The organism is Nocardia pseudobrasiliensis NBRC 108224, assembly GCF_001613105.1.
Lineage (GTDB): Bacteria > Actinomycetota > Actinomycetes > Mycobacteriales > Mycobacteriaceae > Nocardia > Nocardia pseudobrasiliensis.
The window spans coordinates 15,243-33,772 of sequence record NZ_BDBS01000074.1 but is presented as its reverse complement, the minus strand read 5'-3'; the positions used below and the strand labels follow the sequence as shown (position 1 = coordinate 33,772).

Sequence of the window (18,530 nt, the reverse complement as noted above, 5' to 3'; positions counted from 1 at the left end):
CTCGACCCGCGCCGCGGCGGTGGGCCGCAGCACGATCGGCCGCGCGCTCACCCGCAGGGTCTCATCCAATCCCCCGGTGCGCATCACGCCGCCCCTTGACCGGCCACCACCGTCAGCGCGACCTCGGGCACGACCGTCTCGGCCTCGCCGAATTCCCGCAGGATGGCGGTGAATTCATCGATGAAACGCTGCAGCACGGCCGCGGAGTATCCGGCCGGGAAGCGCGCCGAGATATTGAGCCCCTCGGCCGCGCGCACGACCCAGAAGTACACCTCGTCATCGGAATAGGAGTCCGCCCGCAGTGCCCGGCCGCGCAGGCCGGTGATGATCTCGTTGTCGGGCAGGCGGCGGATGTCGACATAGGACACCGCGAACTTCGGTCGGTCGGCCACGTCGAGCAGTTCGAAAATGCGCTCGGCCGGGGCCAGGGTGGCGGCCTTGGCGTGGCGCAGCGCGGTGTCGGTGGCCACGAGCGCGTCGCGATAGTTCGCGCCGCCGGGCACCGGGATCGCCAGCGGGACGATATTGACGAACCAGCCCATCGACTCGGCCCAGCGCTTGTGCGGACGGGTCGCCACCGGCATGATCGTGCGGAATTCCGGGTTGCCCGACAGTCGGCACGAGGCCAGGGCCAGGGCCGCGAAGACGGCGGTGGTGGGGCGATGGCCCAGCGCCGCGGCAGCCTCCTCGGTGGCCGCGATCTCGGTATCGGTGAGCAGCCACCGCGACACGCTGGTCTGCGGCTGGCCCGCGGTGTCCTCGACCGCGGCGACCGGCGGCGCGAATCGGGGGAAGCGCCCCTCGGCGGGCGACAAGAAGTTTCGCCATACCTCGGTGGCCGCGCACTCGGTGGTCAGCGCGGCCGCGGCCTGGCGTTCGACCAGGGCGTAGTCGGCCGGGCTGGCGAAGGTGTCCGAATGCGGCAGGCTGGTGCCGTCGAGCAGCGCGCGATAGAGGGCGCGCAGTTCGGTGACGATGAGCACCTGACTGTAGGCGTCCATGACCGAGTGGTCGGCGCCGACCAGCACGGTGAAGTTGTCGGTATCGCGGTGCTCGACGGTGGCGATCACCACGTGCGGCCAGACCAGCGGCGACAGGCGCTCCTCCATGACCTCGCGCAGGAAGTCGTTGAGTTCGGCCGAGGCGCTGACCACGGGCACCCGTTCGTGCACGATATCGACATCCAGTGCGGCACAGGTCAACCGGCCCGCACCGGATTCGCTGTCGGCGACGGTGGTGCGCAGACCCTCGTGGCGGGCGTGCCACGCCCAGACCAGATCACGGACCGCGCGGGCGTCGAAGGCGGCGTCCATCTCGAAGATGGTGCCGATCCAGCGGCCGCGGCCGGGCAGGGGTTCGGTGGCGTCGAAATTCCGGTGGTACTTCTCGTGCACGCACGTCAGCGGACGATCGTCGGGTTTCCATTCGGTGCCGGGCGCGCGGACCGCGCTCCACAGCGTGAGGGTTCCGGGCCGGATATCGAAATGCGAAAGGATCGTGTATTCCATTTTCCCTCATTGGACCTAGCAATGCCTGCGCGGCGATGAAACGGGCACGCAAGAATTTGCGCTGAAATTTCTTGTCAGGGGGATTGCGAGTCAGCGCTGACCAGCCGGTACGTCACCGCGGTGTTCGAGAGTCGGTCGGGGGCAACCTCGAGAGTCCGCTGGAGACGGCTTCACTGTACGACAGGGCTCGACCGAGTGAAAAGCGTGTTCACCGTCACATTACTTCCGATCGGAAGTAGTTGTCGAATGTGTAAAGCGGATGTGAACGAGACTTTTCCGAAACTCGCGAGTCAAGGATATGGCTCAGTATACGCAAAAAAGACAGCCGCGCCGGTTGACTATACAACCGATATTCGTGTTGTAGCATCAACTACCCAGGTCGCGGCTGTGCACCCTGTTGCACGAGCGGGTCCGAGGGACCGGAGAAATACTCCGGTTTTGTTTATCGAGAAAAGTAATCCGATCTATCTCGGGCGGTATGTCCGGATTACGGCCGCGCACTGTGTCGACTGGCGGATCATCGAGGAGACGACACGCGAGAGAGTGAGGAACCGATTGTGACGCAGCACCATCCGGCCGCCGTAGCGGCACTGCGGCGCTGGGAGGATGCGGGCGCGATCTGGCGGGTGATCGGCCGGCGCGGCGGCACGCTCGTCATCGGCCTCTACGAATGCACCGGCGGCGACGAGGTGGATCGGATCGTCTCCGACGATCCGGACCTGTTGCGCTTCGTCGCCGAACGCGAGGGATGAGTGGACGACCGGACCGACCCCTCGCCGATCCGCTCCGGCCGTCCACGCCCGCGATCAGGCCGGAGCACCGAACCAGCGGCTCAGCGCCGCGGTGAGCCCGACCGTCGACCCCGCCCGGGTCGCCCACGCCACGAAACCGTCCGGCCGCACCAGCAGCGCCGAGATATCGCGCGGCTGGGCGGTTTTCACGATGAGCGTCCGCACCCGGTCCGACCACGGCGCGGCCGCCTCCCGCAGCGCGGGCGAATCGGTCAGGTCCACCAGCACCGCCCGGCCGTCGCCGAAATGCTCGCCCAGGCGCGTGCCGTCGGACAGTTCGAAGTCCGGGACGCTGCGCCCGACCAGTGGATGGCCCACGCCCAGGTCGTAGTGCAGCTCCCGGCCGGAGATCTTCCGATGGACCAGCGTCGCGCCGTCGCGGGTGGCCAGCAGCTGTTCGGTCACCCGGCGCATCGCGCGGCTGTGCGCGTCGGTGCGCATGATCGCCACCTGGGCCCGCGTCCAGTCCAACACCCACTCCCCGATCGGATGCCGTTCGGCGGTATAGGAATCCAGCAGATCGTCCGGCGCCCAGCCCGCGACGACCGCGGCCAGCTTCCAGCCCAGATTCACCGCGTCGCCGATGCCGAGGTTGAGGCCCTGGCCGCCGAAGGGTGAGTGCACATGCGCCGCATCGCCCGCGAGCAGTACCCGGCCGCGGCGGTAGTCGGTGGCCTGGCGGGTGTTGTCGGTGAAGCGGGTCGCCGAATGCACCGCGGTGATCTCGACCTGGGTGCCCGACGCCTTGCGCAGTGCGGCCTGCAGTTCGGCGGCGGTGACGGGCGCCTCGCGGTCGGCGGGCGGTCCGTCGAGTTCGACGGCCAGGATGCGTCCCGGGGTCGGGCCGACGGCGTAGATGCCGGTGTCGGTGGTGTGCCAGCCCGGCCGCAGGCCCTCGGTATACGACATCTCCACCACGGCCTGATGTCCGGTGATGAGCGGATCCACGCCCGGGAACTCGAATCCGCCGAGTTTGCGCACGGTGCTGCGGCCGCCGTCACAGCCGACCAGCCAAGCGGCCCGGATCACGGTGTCCCCCAGCCAGATCGTGACACAGTCGCTGTCATCGGTGAACCCGGTGAGCTCGACCCCGCGCCGCACCGGCACACCCAGTTGCTCGGCGCGCTCGGCGAGCACCTCCTCGATGCCCTGCTGGTGCACGAAGATCGCGCCCACGACCGGAGCCGGATCGGCGTAGATCGGATCATCGGTATGAATGAGGCTCGCATCGAGGAAGATTCCGGCGAAGTGCCCACCCATCACCTTCGGCTTGCCCACGGTGGTGGACGCGGCCTTCGCGAAGGCGGCGAACTGCTCCATCCGCAGATACGCGCGACGCTGCAACTCCGGCAGCATGCCGCGGCGATAGAACGCCTCGGCCGCGGCCACATTCATGCCGCCGGCCTTGATCGTCTGATCGGGTTCGGTCAGCCGTTCGACCACCAGCACGTCCACCCCGGCCAACCGAAGCTCGCACGCCAGCATCAACCCCACCGGTCCGGCCCCGGCCACCACCACATCGAAAGTCTCGGTCATGCGACCACTGTGCGGACCGCCGATTGCATGCCCCTTGCACATTCCTTGCGCCACACCGCCGCGACTGCGCGCGCCGCAATCCGGCATCGAGTGCAAAACGGTCGGATCGATACCGGTGCGCCGGTTTGCCGACCGTATTTCCTGGCTAACACCTGTTCGTTCAGCGATTTTTCCGCGCCGCGAGTACTACCGTATGGCCGAATCCTTCCCGACAGCTCCGGCGAAAGGCGGGCACGATGACCGGGCCGTCCCCGTACGGCGTGCAGGACGAGACGCTCGTGCCGCTGGCCGAACGCTATGTCAGCGCCGAACCGGTCGAATGGCGCGGCGACACGGTCTATCCGATGTACTGTGCGCCCCTGGGACCGGACCCCACCACCGTCTCGCTACGGCTGCGCTCGGCCGCGCCGCCGGATGGGTTGCTGGGCTTCGGAATCGGACTGTCGGTGCTGGGCGGGCACGTCGCGCTCGACGAGCGTCGACTGCGCGGGGTCGATGTGTGGGCCGATGCCATGAGCTCGGGTATCGAATTGCGCGTGCAGGCGGCCGGACCGGACGCCTCGCTCACCCTGACCCCGGTGTGGATGGATACCACCGGCGCCACCGCGTCCTGGACCGGCAACTACGGCATGCTCATCGAACACACCGGCGCCGACGCCGCGATCCTGTACTGCAGCACCGGGATCGGACCGGTCGATTTCACCGAACTGGTGATCCGCGTGGAGGTCACCGCCTCCCCCACCGACGAAAGCCGTTATCGCGGTGCGCTCTACGATCTCGGGGTCGCCATGCACGGGCGCGGCGATCTGGAACAGGCCTGCATGCTGTGGACCCAGGCCGCCGATTTCGGCCATGCGGGCGCGGCCTACGACCTGGGCGTGGTCCGCTATCGCCGCGGGGAGTTGTTCGAGGCCGAACGATGGTGGCGCGCCGCCGCCGACAGCGGCGATGTGCGCGCGATGGCCGGACTCGCCGAAGTGCTGGATCGCCGGGGCAATCCGAGCGAGGCGCGGGTCTGGCGCGCCTGCGCCGACAGCATGCAGCGCACCTGACCCGTCACGCACTGCCCAGCGCGGGCCAGAACCCCAGCAGCAGCCGACCGCCGAACACCAAGGCCGCCAACGCCGCCGCACCGAACAGCAGCACCCAGAACAGTCCCGGGATCCGGGTCAGATAGGCCAGCTGATCGGCGTCGGATCCGTCGCCGCGCATATGCACCCGCTGTAGTTCCGCGATCGTGCGCAACCCGCCGAACAGCAGAAACCACGCCACCGCATAGCCGAACACACCCTGCTGCACGACCGTGCCGTACCAGGACACGACGAATACCACCGCGCCCGCGCACACCACCGCCAGCAAACCGAACAGATTGCGGATCATCACCAGCAACACCGCCAGCGCCGCGACCACGAGCCACAGCATGAGCGTCAACCGCCCCGCGGCCAGCAGCGCCGCACAACCCAGGCCCAGCGCCGAGGGCGCGGGATAGCCCGCCATGGTGGTGAGCACCATGCCGAGCCCGTAGGGCTTTCCGCGCGACACCGTCACCCCCGAGGTGTCCGAATGCAATCGGACCCCGCGCAACGTGCGCCCGGTCAGCACCGCCACCACCGCATGCCCGGTCTCGTGCGCGATCGTCACCGCGGTGCGCAGGATCCGCCACAGCGGCGGATACGCCACCGCCACCAGCGCCGCGCCCGCCGTGGCGAGCACCACCCACATCGGCGGCTGCTGCGAGATCTCCGTCAGCCGATCGGTTATCGACGACACCGCTTCGCTCGCGCTCATCGTCCGCTGAGCGCCTGTCCCAGTAGGCTTTCCGGCTCCCCGCCCGCATAGCCGCCGCTATCCCGATTGCCAAGCCTGCTGTACCGCATGGCCCCGACCCTATCCGGCACACCGACAAAGTGCCCGTGCCAGGGTTTCCCCTGATGTAAGCGCATGCGTCGAACCTCTAGGCTGACGGCACGCACTGCCGGGAACGGCCCGGCAACCTGATCCACGAGGAGACGCTTCGATGATCCCCACGCGATGGCCCGCCGCGACCGCTGCCGGACTGGCCGTCGCCGCGATACTTCTCGGCGGCTGCACCGATGTGCAGCGCGCGCTGAACAAGGGTGGGGACACCCCGTGCAGCGAATACGTGAAGCAGGATCAGGACACCAAACGGATGACGGTCACGAAATTCGTCAAGCAGCAGACCAACGACGATCACGAACCCCCGGGCACCACAGTGGATCTGACGCTGGCCGCGGTCGATTTCCTGTGCGGCACTCAGCGCAATGCGGATACGCCGATCAAGAATGCCGACGTAGCGGGAATCTTCTTCAACAAATAGCCCGCCGCATGCGTCAACGCCGCGGCTGCATCGGAATACCGCTCGGGACGGCCTCGCCGCTGTGATCGCGAATGGGTTTGTTCAGCTCGTCGGGCTTCTTGGCGCCACTGCACGGTGGGTCGTCGGCCTCGTCGTCGGAGTGGGTCGCCGGGGGCGCCGAATCGAAATCCGCGAATCGACCCGCATTCGCGGAACCCGTCACCGCGGCGGCGGCCAGGGCTAGACCGGCGAGCATTGTGGACACACGCGCCAAGACACGACTCCTTCGAATGGGTGGATGTGGTGATCGAGTGACCATCTGCGCGCAGCGATAAGCAGACAACCATTCCCACCCGGCCGAACCGTGTCAACTCCGTCGGCGTGTCGAAATGTTTTTCCGGTGTTTCTCATCGGAAGCAACAGCCACAATAGATTATCCGATCCGACGGTAAACGAAACCTGTCCGCGGGAATCGGCCCCGCGGTCCTGCCTGGTAGGCAATGATGGAGGGACGCAGGGACTTACCGGACGACGAGGTTGTTTGCGATGCCACAGATTCGCACCCTGTCCCAGCGGCGAGCGGCACTGGAACAGGAATGGGCCCGCTGGGCGGCCACGCGCGCCGCCGTGCCCGGCGACACCCTGCTGCGCACCGAGGTCGTCCAATCCTGGCAGCGCTCGTTGCCGACCGTGGATCCCGGCTGCGTGGCCGCACCCGCCGATGATTCGGAAATCGCCGCGCGCTGGGCGCATTCGCCACTGCGCCGCCCGGTCACGGAACTGGCGGGCGAATTACGTTCCATCACCGACGATTCCGGTTTCGTCGCGGCGGTCACCGACGAGCAGGGCACCATCCTGTGGTCGTGCGGCGGCCGGGTGATGCGCCGGCGCGCCGAGGCGGTGAACTTCGCACCCGGCGGCCGCTGGGACGAAACCCATATGGGCACCAACGCATTGTCGCTGGCACTGCGCAGCGGACAGCCCAGCACGGTGTTCTCCGCCGAACATCTGGTCGCCGCCCTGCACGGCTGGGTCTGCTACTGCGCGCCCATCCACGCCTCCGATGGGAGGCAGCTCGGCGTGCTGGATCTGTCCACGACCTGGGATCGCTCCCATCCGCTGGCCATGTCCACCGTGCGGGCGCTGGTCTCGGCCATCGAATCGCGTCTGCCCGCCGAACCGTGCGACAGCGGCCGCGAACTGCGCCTGGACTGTCTCGGCGCGGCCACCCTCACCCGCGCGGGCGCGCCGATTCGCCTGCGGCCCAGGCAGATCGAGATCCTCACCCTGCTCGCCCTCGAGCCAGACGGTTATACCCCGCAGCGGTTGCAGGCCGCGGTCTACGGCGATCGACCGGTCTCCGCGGCCACGCTCAAAGCCGATGTGTCGCATCTGCGCCGCGCCACCGGCGGCGACATCACCAGCCGCCGCTATGTGCTCACCCGGCCCATCTCCTGCGATGCGGTGGAACTGCTCGCCGCCATCGCGGCCGGCGACGTCGCCACGGCGCTGCGGCTGTATCGCGGTCCGCTGCTGCCGGATTCGGATACCCCGGGCGTCGTCGAATGGCGGGAGTATCTGCTCGTGGGTCTGCGCACCGCGGTGCTGGGCAGCGGAAACCCCACGCATCTGGTCGAATTCGGCGCACGCTGCCCCGCCGACACCGAGGTGCACGAGCGCGCGTTACGCCTGCTCGCGGCCGACGATCCGCGCCGCGCGCTGGTGGCCGCGCGGCTGCACAGCGCGCTGCGCTGAACCGCCAACCGTTCGCCAACCAGACCGGTCCATAGTGACGGCCGTCACCACGGCTATTCGAACGGGAGTGCACCATGATCTACGCCAAACCCGGCTCCGACGGCAGCATCGTCGAGTTCGCCCGGCGCTACGACAATTTCATCGGCGGCGATTGGAAGGCCCCGGTCGAGGGCCGGTATTTCGAGAACCCCTCCCCCATCGACGGTGAGACCTTCTGCGAGGTCGCCCGATCCACCGCGGGCGATATCGACCTCGCCCTCGACGCCGCCCACGCCGCCGCCGACGCCTGGGGCGCGACCCCGGTGGGCGAGCGCGCCAATATCCTCAATAGGATCGCCGATCGCATCGAGGCCAATCTCGAACGCCTCGCCGTCGCCGAGACCTGGGAGAACGGCAAGCCGGTCCGCGAAACCCTCGCCGCGGATATTCCGTTGGCGGTGGACCATTTCCGCTATTTCGCGGGTGCGATCCGCGCCCAGGAGGGCCGCATCTCCGAGATCGACGCCGACACCATCGCCTACCACTTCCACGAGCCGCTGGGCGTGGTCGGGCAGATCATCCCGTGGAACTTCCCGATCCTGATGGCGACCTGGAAGCTCGCCCCCGCGCTGGCCGCCGGCAACTGCGTGGTCATCAAGCCCGCCGAGCAGACCCCGGCCTCGCTGCTGCTGGTGATCGAACTCATCGCCGATCTGCTCCCGGCCGGAGTCGTCAACGTGGTCAACGGATTCGGCGTCGAGGCGGGTAAACCGCTCGCGTCCAGCCCACGGGTGGCCAAGGTCGCCTTCACCGGCGAGACCACCACCGGGCGGCTGATCATGCAGTACGCCAGCGAGAACATCATCCCGGTCACCCTCGAACTGGGTGGTAAGAGCCCCAACATCTTCCTGGCCGATGTCATGAACGCCGACGACGAATTCCTCGACAAGGCGGTGGAGGGCTTCGTGATGTTCGCGCTGAATCAGGGCGAGGTGTGCACTTGTCCCTCACGCGCCCTTGTCGATTCGGCGATCTACGACGATTTCATGGCCCGCTGTATCGAGCGCACCCGCGCCATCACCGGCGGCAATCCGCTCGACGACGCCACCATGATCGGCGCGCAGGCCAGCAACGATCAGTACGAGAAGATCATGTCCTACATCGATATCGGCCGCAAAGAGGGCGCGAAGGTGCTCACCGGCGGTGCGATGCGCAAGGTCGACGAATATCCCAACGGGTTCTACATTGAACCGACGATCTTCGAGGGCCGCAACGATATGCGCATCTTCCAGGAGGAGATCTTCGGTCCGGTCGTCTCGGTGACCAAGTTCGACGGTGTGGCCGACGCGCTGAAAATCGCCAACGACACCCTCTACGGACTCGGCGCCGGGGTGTGGACCCGCGATATGAATACCGCCTATCGAATGGGCCGCGCGATCAAGGCCGGCCGCGTGTGGACCAATTGCTATCACGCCTATCCCGCGCACGCGGCGTTCGGCGGATACAAGAAGTCCGGTATCGGCCGCGAGAATCACGCGATGATGCTCGACCACTATCAGCAGACCAAGAATCTGCTGGTGAGCTATTCACCACAGAAACTCGGATTCTTCTGATGTCCGTCCCCGCGCGCATCGGCATCACCGAGGACGCGGCCAGGCTGCTCGGCGGACTCGTCGAGCGGCACGGGTCGGTGATGTTCCATCAATCCGGCGGCTGCTGCGACGGCAGTTCGCCGATGTGTTACCCGCGCGGCGAATTCCGCGTCGGCGCGGCCGATGTCCTGCTCGGTGAACTGCCGGACGGGACGCCGTTCTGGATGAGCGCCGATCAGTTCGAGTACTGGCGGCACACCCACCTGACCGTGGACGTGGTCCCCGGGCGCGGCAGCGGCTTCTCGCTGGAAGCGCCCGAGGGCGTGCGCTTTCTGATCCGTTCGCGGCTGCTCACCGATGCCGAGGTCGCCGAGCTCGACGCGCATCCACCGCTCACCGGCGCGGACCTAGGGGGTTGAGACCGGTTTCGTGGAACTCCCGGCCCGGCGGTCCTACCCTCGACCCATGACCGACCGCCAGGTTCGCCTGGTCGCCGCGGCGCTGTCGCTGGCCGCCGCGGCCGGGTGTTCGGATACCGGCTCGCACGCCACGCCCACCACCGCACCCGAACCGCCTGCGACACACCAGATTCGGGTCACCAGCAGCGCCGTCGCCGAGGGCGCGGCCCTACCCGAGGAGTACACCTGCGCCGGGACCGGCGAGACGCTGCCGCTGTCCTGGACGACGCCGCCGGAAATCGCCCGATTCGCCCTCGTCGTGGACGATCCGGACGCCCCGGGCGGAGTCTTCACGCACTGGATCGTCATCGACATCCCCGCGACCACGACCGCGGTCGCCGAGGGCGGGATCCCCGAGGGCGGCACCGCCCTGCTCAACAGCAGTGACCGTCCCGACTATTTCGCGCCCTGCCCGCCCCCGGGCAGCGGAACCCATCACTACCGCTTCACCGTCTACGCACTGCCCAACCGGCTCTCGCTGCCCCCGCAGAGTTCCCTCGCGCAATCGCTGACCGCTGTCGAGGGCTCGGCCGTCGCCCAGGGCGCCCTGACGGCAACCTACCGTCGCTGATCATTTCGACCTTGTACCGTCGGAGGTCGAAGGACCCGTTGAGGTGGAGGTATGCACGTGGTGGGGTACGCAAAGGCGCGGTGGATTCGAGTATCGGTGACAGGGATCGCGGCGGCGCTGGCGATCGCGCTCGTCCCCGCGACGGCCGACGCCGCCGAGCAGGGTCCGGGCGGGCTCGAATTCTATTCCGCGCCCGCGGATCTGATCGCGGGCGCGCACGGGTCGGTGATCTGGTCGCGGCCGCTGAGCGGAGATCCGGGCGTCGCCGGGGCCCGCAACCGTCTCGTGCTGTACCGCTCGGTGGATGTCCAGGGCCGACCGGTGGCGGTCTCTGGCACCGTGGCCGTACCGGAAGGTCCTGCGCCCGAGGGCGGTTGGCCGCTGATCTCGTGGTCGCACGGCACCACCGGGGTCGCCGACGTCTGCGCGCCCTCACGCGATACCGGGCCCGACTATCCGGCCCACGACTACACCGCCCAGGTGCGCGCGACGCAGGCGCGCTGGGTGGCCGCGGGTTACGCGGTGGCACAAAGCGATTACCAGGGCTTGGGCACCGGCGGGACACACGGATATCTGATCGGCGAGGCCGAACAGCGGGCGGTGGCCGATATGGCGCTGGCCGCGCGCGAGGTCGAGCCGGGTATCGGTGACCGCTGGCTGGCGATGGGTCACTCCCAGGGCGGGCAGGCGGCGATATTCGCCGATGCGCGAGCACAGGATTGGGCTCCGCGACTGCGGCTGCTCGGCGCGGTCGCGCTGGCGCCCGCGTCCCATATCGGTCTCGGTGTGCGGGCCTCGGCCGTCGCGACGCAGACCGGCAGCGCCCAGGCGCTCGGCTCGATCGGCGGTGCGGTGGCCTCGTTCCTGCCGCTGCTGATCCGGGGGGCGCAGACCGTCACCGATATAGATCCCGCGCGCATGCTCACCCCCGAGGCGGTGGCGCTGCTGCCGCAGGCCGATGATCGCTGCATCGGTCAACTGCGCGAACACGATTCGTGGGGCGGGCTGCCCGCCGGTCGGGTGTTCCGCGCCGACGCCGATATCAGCGCGCTCACCCGCGTACTCGACGACAACGATCCCAGCCCGCTGCCGTTCACCTCCCCGCTCCTGGTCGCCCAGGGCGGGGCCGACGCCACGGTCACGCCCCCGGCCACCGACGCCATGGTCGCCCAGCAGCTGCTGAGCGGGCGGCCGGTGCGGTACCGCGGCTATCCCGGCGTCGATCACCGCAGCGTCCTCGAGGCGTCCTATTCCGACGTGCTCGCCTGGGTGAACGCCCGCTTCGGCCGCTGACCGCCGGGGCGGTTCAGCGGCCCGGCAGGAACCGAATGCCGCGCGCGATCGCCATCAGGAACGGCTGCCACCGCTCCTGCGAAATACCCCACGGCGCATCGAGATTCAAAAAGCGCGTGACCACGACGGTCTGTGGTTCGGTGAACTTCAGCAGGCCGTCGGGTCCGTGGCGGCGGCCGACGCCGGAGAGGCCCATTCCGCCCATCGGCGCGCCGGTGCTGCCCCACGCGGGCGCGTAACCCTCGTCGACACAGACGGTTCCGGCGTGCAGGCGTTCGGCGATGCGCTCGCCCTCGGCCTTGGAGGCGGCCCAGACGCTGGCGTTGAGGCCGTAATCGGTGTCGTTGGCCCGGGCGATGGCCTCCTCGACGTCGGCGACCGGGTAGATCGACACCAGCGGGCCGAAGGTCTCGTCGCGGCCGCACTCCATCGCGTCGGTCACCTCCGACAGCACGGTCGGTTCGAAGAACAGCGGACCGATATCGGGCCGCGCGTTACCGCCCGCGAGCACCTTCGCGCCCTTGGAGGTCGCGTCGGCGACGTGTTTGGTGACCGTCTCGAGCTGCGCCTCGGAGATCAGGCTGCCGATATCGGTCGAATAGTCGTAGGCGGTACCGAGTTTCGCCGCCTTGACCGCCGCGACGAACTTCTCGGTGAATTCATCGGCCACGGCGCGTTCGACATACAACCGCTCGATCGAGATGCACAGCTGTCCGGCGTTGGAGAAGCACGCCCGCACAGCGGCTTTCGCGGCCTTGTTCAGATTCGCGCCACGGGTGACGATCATCGGATTCTTGCCGCCCAATTCGGCGGAGAAGCCGATCAACCGCCGCCCGCACTGTTCGGCCAGGGTGCGGCCGGTGGCCGAGGATCCGGTGAACATCATGTAGTCGCAGGCCTCGACGATGGCCGTGCCGACCACCCCGCCCGGACCCGGGATCACCTGCAGTAGATCCTTGGGCACGCCCGCCTGCCACAGCAGTTCCACATTCGACAGCGACGAGTACGGCGTCTGGCTGTCGGGCTTGACGACCACGGCGTTTCCGGCCAGCAGCGCGGGCAGCGAGTCGCCGATCGACAACAACATCGGATAGTTCCACGGCGCGATCACCCCGACCACGCCCTTGGGCTGGCTGCGCACGGCGGTGCGGTTCAGGATCGGGAACGCGCCCGGCACCTTGTGCGAGCCCAGCAGCTGCGGCGCGACCCGGGCGAAGTAGCGGGCGGCGAAGATCAAACCCATGATCTCCTCCTGCGCCGCCCACCGGGCCTTACCGGTTTCGGCCTGGATGACGTCCATCAGATACTCGCGGTTGTCCACCACCAGCGCCCGGTAGCGCTCCAGTACCTCGGCGCGCTCGCGGGCCGGACGCGCGGCCCATTCCCGCTGCGCGGCACGGGCTTTCTCGAAGGCGAGGGTCACATCCGCGGCGGTCCCGACGGGCACCTCGCCCAGCGCCCGGCCCGTGAAGACCTCGTTGATGGTCCGGCTCGCGTGCTCCTGATTCGCGTCGACCGCGGCGAAGCCCCGCAGTCGCTCGAATACCGCGGCTTCCGGCACCGGCATCATCGCCTCCTACTTGTGAGTAACCGAGAGATACAGACAATCTACCCCGCGGGGCCTGAAATGGAATCCAAGCCTCCGATCAGTTCGTCCGGTCTTCCGGCCGAGCCGGACCGATCCCGCACCGGATCCGTAGGTAATTTCCTCCGCCCCGGCGAAGCACCCGGTGCGCGGGCCGTATGGACCACGCCGTCCGCGCCCGCCCGCGGACGGCGATGCCCGAATTCCGACAAATAGCCGCCGCAGCGCGCCTGCCAACTTCGCCACAGTGCGGACTCGCGCCGAGACCGTCAGCAACCTCCCGAACCCCGGTCCGAACGTTCCCGCCGGACCGACATCGCGAGCACGAGATCCACCGCCGAAACCGTCGCGGCGCGCCGCCCCGAAAGTATCGAATTACGCGCCACGATAACGAAATCCGGTACGAGCGCCATCGCATCGAACGGCATCACACCACCGACCACGAGAAGCCGCGCACAACACACGATCGAACCGATACGCCAGAGCCCTCGGACCGAAAGTGCAGCCGAGAATGATTGCCGGCATGCTGTCAAATCCAGTCCCGCCCAATGGGACCGAGTGGCAAACCGTACCGTCAGCAGATATTTTGTGCCGATGCTGAGAGCGAGGCTAGGTATTAGGGCCCGCATTCTCGCGATCGCACTTGTCCCGAGCCTCGCCCTGCTCGTGATCGGTGTGGGCGCGGCGGGCTACTTGGTACGGGAAGGACAGCATGCCAAGCATTGGGCGTCCATCCTGGCAGGCGCCAACAAACACACCCGCGAGCTGATCGCGTCGGTGGAACAGGAGCGACTGCTGTCGCTCTGGGCGCTGTCCGGTGAATCGGACCCGGTGGCACTGGGTGCGGCGCGGCAGCGACTCGACAATGCGCTGCGCGATATGCAGAGCATCGAAAGCGCGATCACCGAATCCGATTCCGACAAGATGGGTCCGGATCTCGGTGGTTTCGACACCCTGAAAAAGAATCTGCCGCAGCTGCGCGGGGCGGTCGACGCGGGCATGCTGCCCGTACCCGACACCTACGGCGCGTACACCGCGATTCTCAACGGCGTCGAACTCGGCACCGATATCACCGCCAAGACCGCGCCCGACGCCGCGGTCGCCAACGAACTCGCGCATTCGCTGCGCGAACTGCGCGCGATGGACGCCAATTCCCGTGTCGCCGCGCTCACCGCGTCCGCGCTCAGCCCCGCGGGTCTGCCCGCGCCGCTGCAGGGCGAATACCGCAATCTGGTCGGCTACTACCGCACCGAACTGCCCATGCTGGCCGGTGATATCGGCGGCGACCAGGGCAAGCGCATCAAGGATCTGACCGAGTCCCCCGCCTGGCAGCAGCTGGCGACCATGGAGGACTTCATCATTCACCCGCCCGCGGCCGCCAAGCCGACCCCGGCGGGCCCCACCGGCACAGGCACGACAACCTCCGGCACCACCAGCACCCCGGCCCCGCCGCCGATCACCACCGCCGAATGGCGCGCGGCCTCCGATCAGGTGAACCGGCAGCTGCTCGAGGTGTGGCAGGCCCAGAACGACCACGCCAACAGCGTGGCCGTCGACGACGGCGACCGCACCGCGCGCAACGCGCTGTTCGCGGGCGCGGGTGTGCTCGCGCTGTCGGTGCTGGCATTCATCCTGTCGCTGTGGCTGGCCAATCGGCTCATCGGCCGCCTCAAGCGGCTGCGCACCGAGACCCTGGCCCTGGCCGAGGTCCGGCTGCCCGACACCATGCGCCGCCTCGGCGAGGGCGAGGACATCGATCCGGAGACCGAAGCCGCGCACCTGGACTTCGGGCACGACGAGATCGGTTCGGTCGCAAAGGCGTTCAACCAGGCCCACACCGCCGCCGTCGCGGCCGCGGTCACCGAGGCCCGCACCCGCGAGGGTGTGCGCTCGGTATTCCTCAATATCGCCCATCGCAGCCAGATGGTGGTGCACCGCCAGCTCGAGATCCTCGACGAGGCCGAGCAGAAGCAGGAGGATCCGGCGCTGCTGGAGACCTTCTTCAAACTCGATCATCTCGCCACCCGCGAACGCCGCAACGCCGAGAATCTGATCATTCTCGGCGGCGGCCAGCCGGGCCGGCAGTGGCGGCGGCCGGTGCCGCTGGTCGAGCTGGTGCGCAGCGCCGTCGGCGAGACCCTCGACTACGCGCGGGTGCGCACCGCGCGGATGCCGCAGGTGTTCGTCGTCGGCAGCGTGGTCGCCGACCTCATCCACCTGCTCGCCGAACTGGTCGACAACGCCACCACCTTCTCCCCGCCGCAGTCACGGGTGGAGGTCACCGGCAATATCGTCGGCAAGGGCGTGGTCGTCGAGATCAGCGACCAGGGCATGGGCATGCCCGCCGCCGAATTCGAGCGGGCCAACGAAATGCTGCGCAACCCACCGGATTTCGGTGTCGCGACGCTGTCGGCCGATTCGCGCCTCGGCCTGTTCGTGGTCGCGCAGCTGGGCGTGCGGCACGGCATCACGGTGCGACTGGCCGAATCCGATTACGGCGGGGTACGCGCGATCGTGCTGATCCCCAGCGCGCTGATCACCAATGACGGCTCGATCGCCGACCACCTGCCCGAGCGCACGCCCGCGCGACGGCCGGAACCGCCGGTGACCGGTCAGATTCCGGCCACCCAGGTCTACCAGTCCCTGCCCGCGCCAACGGCTTTGGCGACCCTGCCGCCGCGTGAGCCCGAGCCGGAACCGGAGCCCCCGCAGCAGACCTACGTCCAGCCGCAGGTGCAGCCGCAGCAGCCCGAGCCGCCGCGCTACGTCCCCGAACCGCGCGATCCGGAGCCGCGTCATCGCGCCACCGAGCAGCGTCCGTCCTACGCGGGCGACGACGCTCGGCCACCGCTGCCGCGTCGCCGCCGCCAGGCCAGTCTGGCGCCGGAGCTGGCGCACGATCAGCAGCCCGCCGCGGAATCGGCGCCGCAGCGCCCGCGTTCGGCCGAACAGGCGCGAGATCTGATGTCCGCCATCGAGAATGGCACCCGGCAAGGGCGTCGGGCCCATCCCGAGGCCCACAACGCCACTACACCGGATGAACAGGAAGGCGAAGGTGACCTCTTCCAACGCAGGTGATCTCAACTGGCTGCTCGACGATCTGGTCGACCGCCTGGCGGGTGTGCGCTACGCGGTGGTGCACTCGACCGACGGGCTGCTGCTGGGCCGGTCCACCACCATGAGCCGCGAGGACGCCGAACACTTCGGCGCGATGTCCGCCACGCTGTACGGATTGGCCCGCAGCGCCGGTAGCCGCTTCGACGGCGGCGGCGTACGGCAGGCGGTGATCGAACTCGATCGCGCGGTCCTGTTCGTCACCGCCGCCGGGGACAACGCGTGTATCGCCTTGCAGGCGAACGAAAACGCGAATCTCGGTATGGTTGCATATGAAATGAATCTGACCGTGCAGCGGGTGGGCACCTATCTGTCCACCGATCCGCGGCACGGCCTGGCTACGCAGGTGGAGCACCGATTGTCATGACTCGCTTCGGTCAACCCTGGTTCGACGATCAGGCGGGCCCGCTGGTTCGTCCGTACGCCGTGACAGGTGGCCGCACGATGGGTGCGGGACACGACCTGGACATGCTCACCCTCGTGGTGACCACCCAACCCGCCCCGAGAATGCGGCGCGCGGAACCGGAGTACTCGGAGATCGTGCAGCTGTGCCGCGTTCCGCAATCGGTGGCCGAGGTGTCCGCCACCCTGAAACTGCCCCTCGCCGTGACGAAGATCCTCGTCGGTGATCTGATCAGCGAGGGGCATCTGATCTTCCGGGCGCCGTTGCGCACCGACGGCCCCGGCGACCTGAACCTGTTGCGAGCTGTGCTCGACGGAATCCGAAAGCTGTAGAACATCCGTGTCTGAACCCACGTCTGCGGCACCCCTGGCCGCCTCGGTCAAAATTCTCATCGCCGGCGGTTTCGGCGTCGGGAAGACCACGATGGTGTCCTCGATCAGTGAGATCGCGCCGCTGCGCACGGAGGAGCTGATCACCGAACTGTCCACCGGCGTCGACGATCTGTCGGGCGTGGAGGGCAAGACGACCACCACGGTCGCACTGGATTTCGGCCGCATCACCATCGATGAGAATCTCGTCCTGTACCTGTTCGGCACCCCCGGCCAGGATCGCTTCTGGTTCCTGTGGGACGAATTGGCCCGCGGCGCACTGGGTGCGGTGGTGATCGCCGACACGCGTCGTCTCGAGAACTCCTTTGCCGCGATCGACTTCTTCGAACGCCGCGGCCTGTCCTTCGCGGTCGCTGTCAACTGTTTCGACAGCGCCCCGATCTACACCACCGACGAGGTCCGCGACGCCCTCGACCTCGACCCGCACACCCCGGTCGTCCTCTGCGACGCCCGCGACCGCTCGTCCTGCAAAACGGTCCTGATGACCCTGGTCGAGCACCTCATCCTCCGCGCGACCACCTCGGTGGCCTGAGGCGCGAAGGCGAGTTTCGGAACGCGGTGCGCGCTGCGCGTACCGCGTTCCATCCCGTGTACCACATACGGTGAGTACACTGCTCGGGTATGAAGGAGTCCTCGTCGGTCCGTATCGAAGGATCGGTCCTGGAGCAGGGCAAACAACTGGCCGAGCAACGGTCCACCAGCTTCTCCGGGCTGGTCGAGCAGCTGTTACGCGCCGAACTGACGCGCAGTTCCGCTGCTCGCATCGCCGCGTGGGAATGCGAGCAGGGACAGGACTCCGAGGACCATTTCCACGCGATGGAAACCGAGTACCGCGCCGCCGACGACGCCGCCGGATCCACTCGGTGAGCCGCCCGACTCCGATTCCCCGTCGCGGCGAAATCTGGGTCTACCTCCCGACTGTCTCCGGCCGCGACAAACCATCGCATCTCGGGGCCGACCGGGTGCTGGTGCTGTCGAATACCGGGGCCAATGCCGAATTGCCGACCGTGCTCTGCGTGCCACTGGTGACCGCCCCGGAGGCGCCGCCGATCACCGTGGCGCTCGATCCGGCAGATCCATTGCCGCACGTGCGTGCCGCCGTGTACAAGACGCGTCCGATACCGCGAATATGGCTGGTCGAGTGCTTGGGTGAGGTCCAGAGAACGACCATGCAGCACGTGCTCGGCGCACTCGTGGACTACCTCGGCGAATACTGATCGCCAGGCCAGGGCGGCTCCG

The 18,530-nt window shown here is 68.0% G+C and carries 19 protein-coding genes; 14 read left to right on the top strand and 5 right to left on the bottom strand.

All coding sequences use genetic code 11. The annotated features are described in order from the left end of the window. Positions 1–83 precede the first annotated feature (83 nt). Positions 84–1,508 (bottom strand): condensation domain-containing protein, encoded by a 1,425-nt coding sequence (locus NP4_RS38335; protein ID WP_068009173.1) that lies wholly within the window; start codon positions 1,506–1,508, stop codon positions 84–86. Between the two features lie 557 nt (positions 1,509–2,065). Between NP4_RS38335 and NP4_RS38330 the strand changes: the two genes are divergently transcribed. Beyond that, the gene (locus NP4_RS38330; protein WP_068009168.1) at positions 2,066–2,260 is read left to right on the top strand and encodes a hypothetical protein; all 195 of its coding nucleotides are present in this window, start codon (positions 2,066–2,068) and stop codon (positions 2,258–2,260) included. 54 nt (positions 2,261–2,314) lie between these two features. On the opposite strand, the gene NP4_RS38325 is transcribed toward NP4_RS38330, so the two are convergent. Continuing rightward, positions 2,315–3,835: an FAD-dependent oxidoreductase gene (locus tag NP4_RS38325; RefSeq protein ID WP_114755920.1), complete on the bottom strand. Its 1,521-nt coding sequence runs from the start codon at positions 3,833–3,835 to the stop codon at positions 2,315–2,317. A 236-nt stretch (positions 3,836–4,071) separates the two neighbouring features. On the opposite strand from NP4_RS38325, the gene NP4_RS38320 reads away from it, so the two are divergent. Continuing rightward, positions 4,072–4,887, top strand: coding sequence for a tetratricopeptide repeat protein (locus tag NP4_RS38320; protein WP_068009164.1), 816 nt, complete (start codon positions 4,072–4,074; stop codon positions 4,885–4,887). Between the two features lie 4 nt (positions 4,888–4,891). On the opposite strand, the gene NP4_RS38315 is transcribed toward NP4_RS38320, so the two are convergent. Then, the gene (locus NP4_RS38315; RefSeq protein ID WP_068009161.1) at positions 4,892–5,623 is read right to left on the bottom strand and encodes a M50 family metallopeptidase; all 732 of its coding nucleotides are present in this window, start codon (positions 5,621–5,623) and stop codon (positions 4,892–4,894) included. A gap of 229 nt (positions 5,624–5,852) precedes the next feature. Here NP4_RS38315 and NP4_RS38310 point away from each other — a divergent pair, with 229 nt between their 5' ends. Next, the gene (locus NP4_RS38310; protein ID WP_068009157.1) at positions 5,853–6,173 is read left to right on the top strand and encodes a hypothetical protein; all 321 of its coding nucleotides are present in this window, start codon (positions 5,853–5,855) and stop codon (positions 6,171–6,173) included. A 13-nt stretch (positions 6,174–6,186) separates the two neighbouring features. Here NP4_RS38310 and NP4_RS38305 read toward each other — a convergent pair whose 3' ends face one another. Continuing rightward, the gene (locus NP4_RS38305; RefSeq protein WP_147288097.1) at positions 6,187–6,426 is read right to left on the bottom strand and encodes a hypothetical protein; all 240 of its coding nucleotides are present in this window, start codon (positions 6,424–6,426) and stop codon (positions 6,187–6,189) included. A gap of 272 nt (positions 6,427–6,698) precedes the next feature. Here NP4_RS38305 and NP4_RS38300 point away from each other — a divergent pair, with 272 nt between their 5' ends. The 5 genes from NP4_RS38300 (at position 6,699) to NP4_RS38280 (ending at position 11,800) form a co-directional block, all read left to right on the top strand. Beyond that, a complete protein-coding gene (locus tag NP4_RS38300) occupies positions 6,699–7,907 on the top strand; it encodes a helix-turn-helix domain-containing protein (protein ID WP_068009151.1) in 1,209 nt (402 codons plus the stop codon). A 74-nt stretch (positions 7,908–7,981) separates the two neighbouring features. Then, on the top strand, positions 7,982–9,499 hold the full coding sequence (gene exaC / locus NP4_RS38295; protein ID WP_068009148.1) for an acetaldehyde dehydrogenase ExaC: 1,518 nt from the start codon (positions 7,982–7,984) through the stop codon (positions 9,497–9,499). Further along, entirely contained in the window at positions 9,499–9,897 is a 399-nt protein-coding gene (locus tag NP4_RS38290) for a DUF779 domain-containing protein (RefSeq protein WP_068009143.1), read from the top strand. The genes exaC and NP4_RS38290 overlap by 1 nt, the downstream gene beginning before the upstream one ends. A 46-nt stretch (positions 9,898–9,943) precedes the next feature. Then, entirely contained in the window at positions 9,944–10,507 is a 564-nt protein-coding gene (locus tag NP4_RS38285; protein ID WP_068009139.1) for a YbhB/YbcL family Raf kinase inhibitor-like protein, read from the top strand. A gap of 51 nt (positions 10,508–10,558) precedes the next feature. After that, the gene (locus tag NP4_RS38280) at positions 10,559–11,800 is read left to right on the top strand and encodes an alpha/beta hydrolase family protein (RefSeq protein WP_068009136.1); all 1,242 of its coding nucleotides are present in this window, start codon (positions 10,559–10,561) and stop codon (positions 11,798–11,800) included. Positions 11,801–11,813: 13 nt separating this feature from the next. On the opposite strand, the gene NP4_RS38275 is transcribed toward NP4_RS38280, so the two are convergent. Continuing rightward, positions 11,814–13,367: a succinic semialdehyde dehydrogenase gene (locus tag NP4_RS38275; RefSeq protein WP_068009197.1), complete on the bottom strand. Its 1,554-nt coding sequence runs from the start codon at positions 13,365–13,367 to the stop codon at positions 11,814–11,816. Between the two features lie 612 nt (positions 13,368–13,979). Here NP4_RS38275 and NP4_RS38270 point away from each other — a divergent pair. The 6 genes from NP4_RS38270 (at position 13,980) to NP4_RS38245 (ending at position 18,508) form a co-directional block, all read left to right on the top strand. Further along, a complete protein-coding gene (locus NP4_RS38270) occupies positions 13,980–16,463 on the top strand; it encodes a sensor histidine kinase (RefSeq protein ID WP_068009194.1) in 2,484 nt (827 codons plus the stop codon). Continuing rightward, complete coding sequence (locus NP4_RS38265; RefSeq protein WP_068009133.1) at positions 16,441–16,866, top strand: roadblock/LC7 domain-containing protein; 426 nt, start codon at positions 16,441–16,443, stop codon at positions 16,864–16,866. Before NP4_RS38270 ends, NP4_RS38265 begins: the two co-directional genes overlap by 23 nt. After that, positions 16,863–17,234 (top strand): DUF742 domain-containing protein, encoded by a 372-nt coding sequence (locus NP4_RS38260; RefSeq protein ID WP_062515471.1) that lies wholly within the window; start codon positions 16,863–16,865, stop codon positions 17,232–17,234. Before NP4_RS38265 ends, NP4_RS38260 begins: the two co-directional genes overlap by 4 nt. Before the next feature lie 7 nt (positions 17,235–17,241). After that, positions 17,242–17,823, top strand: a complete 582-nt coding sequence (locus tag NP4_RS38255; RefSeq protein WP_068009130.1) for a GTP-binding protein — start codon at positions 17,242–17,244, stop codon at positions 17,821–17,823. A gap of 89 nt (positions 17,824–17,912) precedes the next feature. Next, positions 17,913–18,158: a hypothetical protein gene (locus tag NP4_RS41885; protein ID WP_068009127.1), complete on the top strand. Its 246-nt coding sequence runs from the start codon at positions 17,913–17,915 to the stop codon at positions 18,156–18,158. Further along, positions 18,155–18,508 (top strand): type II toxin-antitoxin system PemK/MazF family toxin, encoded by a 354-nt coding sequence (locus NP4_RS38245; RefSeq protein WP_068009124.1) that lies wholly within the window; start codon positions 18,155–18,157, stop codon positions 18,506–18,508. The genes NP4_RS41885 and NP4_RS38245 overlap by 4 nt, the downstream gene beginning before the upstream one ends. Positions 18,509–18,530 lie beyond the last annotated feature (22 nt).

Bases quoted from the DNA above. Each gene is read 5' to 3' on its own strand.
- NP4_RS38335 (WP_068009173.1), bottom strand. From the start codon at position 1,508: ATGGAATACACGATCCTTTCGCATTTCGATATCCGGCCCGGAACCCTC.
- NP4_RS38325 (WP_114755920.1), bottom strand. From the start codon at position 3,835: ATGACCGAGACTTTCGATGTGGTGGTGGCCGGGGCCGGACCGGTGGGG.
- NP4_RS38320 (WP_068009164.1), top strand. From the start codon at position 4,072: ATGACCGGGCCGTCCCCGTACGGCGTGCAGGACGAGACGCTCGTGCCG.
- NP4_RS38315 (WP_068009161.1), bottom strand. From the start codon at position 5,623: ATGAGCGCGAGCGAAGCGGTGTCGTCGATAACCGATCGGCTGACGGAG.
- NP4_RS38310 (WP_068009157.1), top strand. From the start codon at position 5,853: ATGATCCCCACGCGATGGCCCGCCGCGACCGCTGCCGGACTGGCCGTC.
- NP4_RS38300 (WP_068009151.1), top strand. From the start codon at position 6,699: ATGCCACAGATTCGCACCCTGTCCCAGCGGCGAGCGGCACTGGAACAG.
- exaC (WP_068009148.1), top strand. From the start codon at position 7,982: ATGATCTACGCCAAACCCGGCTCCGACGGCAGCATCGTCGAGTTCGCC.
- NP4_RS38290 (WP_068009143.1), top strand. From the start codon at position 9,499: ATGTCCGTCCCCGCGCGCATCGGCATCACCGAGGACGCGGCCAGGCTG.
- NP4_RS38285 (WP_068009139.1), top strand. From the start codon at position 9,944: ATGACCGACCGCCAGGTTCGCCTGGTCGCCGCGGCGCTGTCGCTGGCC.
- NP4_RS38280 (WP_068009136.1), top strand. From the start codon at position 10,559: ATGCACGTGGTGGGGTACGCAAAGGCGCGGTGGATTCGAGTATCGGTG.
- NP4_RS38275 (WP_068009197.1), bottom strand. From the start codon at position 13,367: ATGCCGGTGCCGGAAGCCGCGGTATTCGAGCGACTGCGGGGCTTCGCC.
- NP4_RS38270 (WP_068009194.1), top strand. From the start codon at position 13,980: ATGCTGAGAGCGAGGCTAGGTATTAGGGCCCGCATTCTCGCGATCGCA.
- NP4_RS38260 (WP_062515471.1), top strand. From the start codon at position 16,863: ATGACTCGCTTCGGTCAACCCTGGTTCGACGATCAGGCGGGCCCGCTG.
- NP4_RS41885 (WP_068009127.1), top strand. From the start codon at position 17,913: ATGAAGGAGTCCTCGTCGGTCCGTATCGAAGGATCGGTCCTGGAGCAG.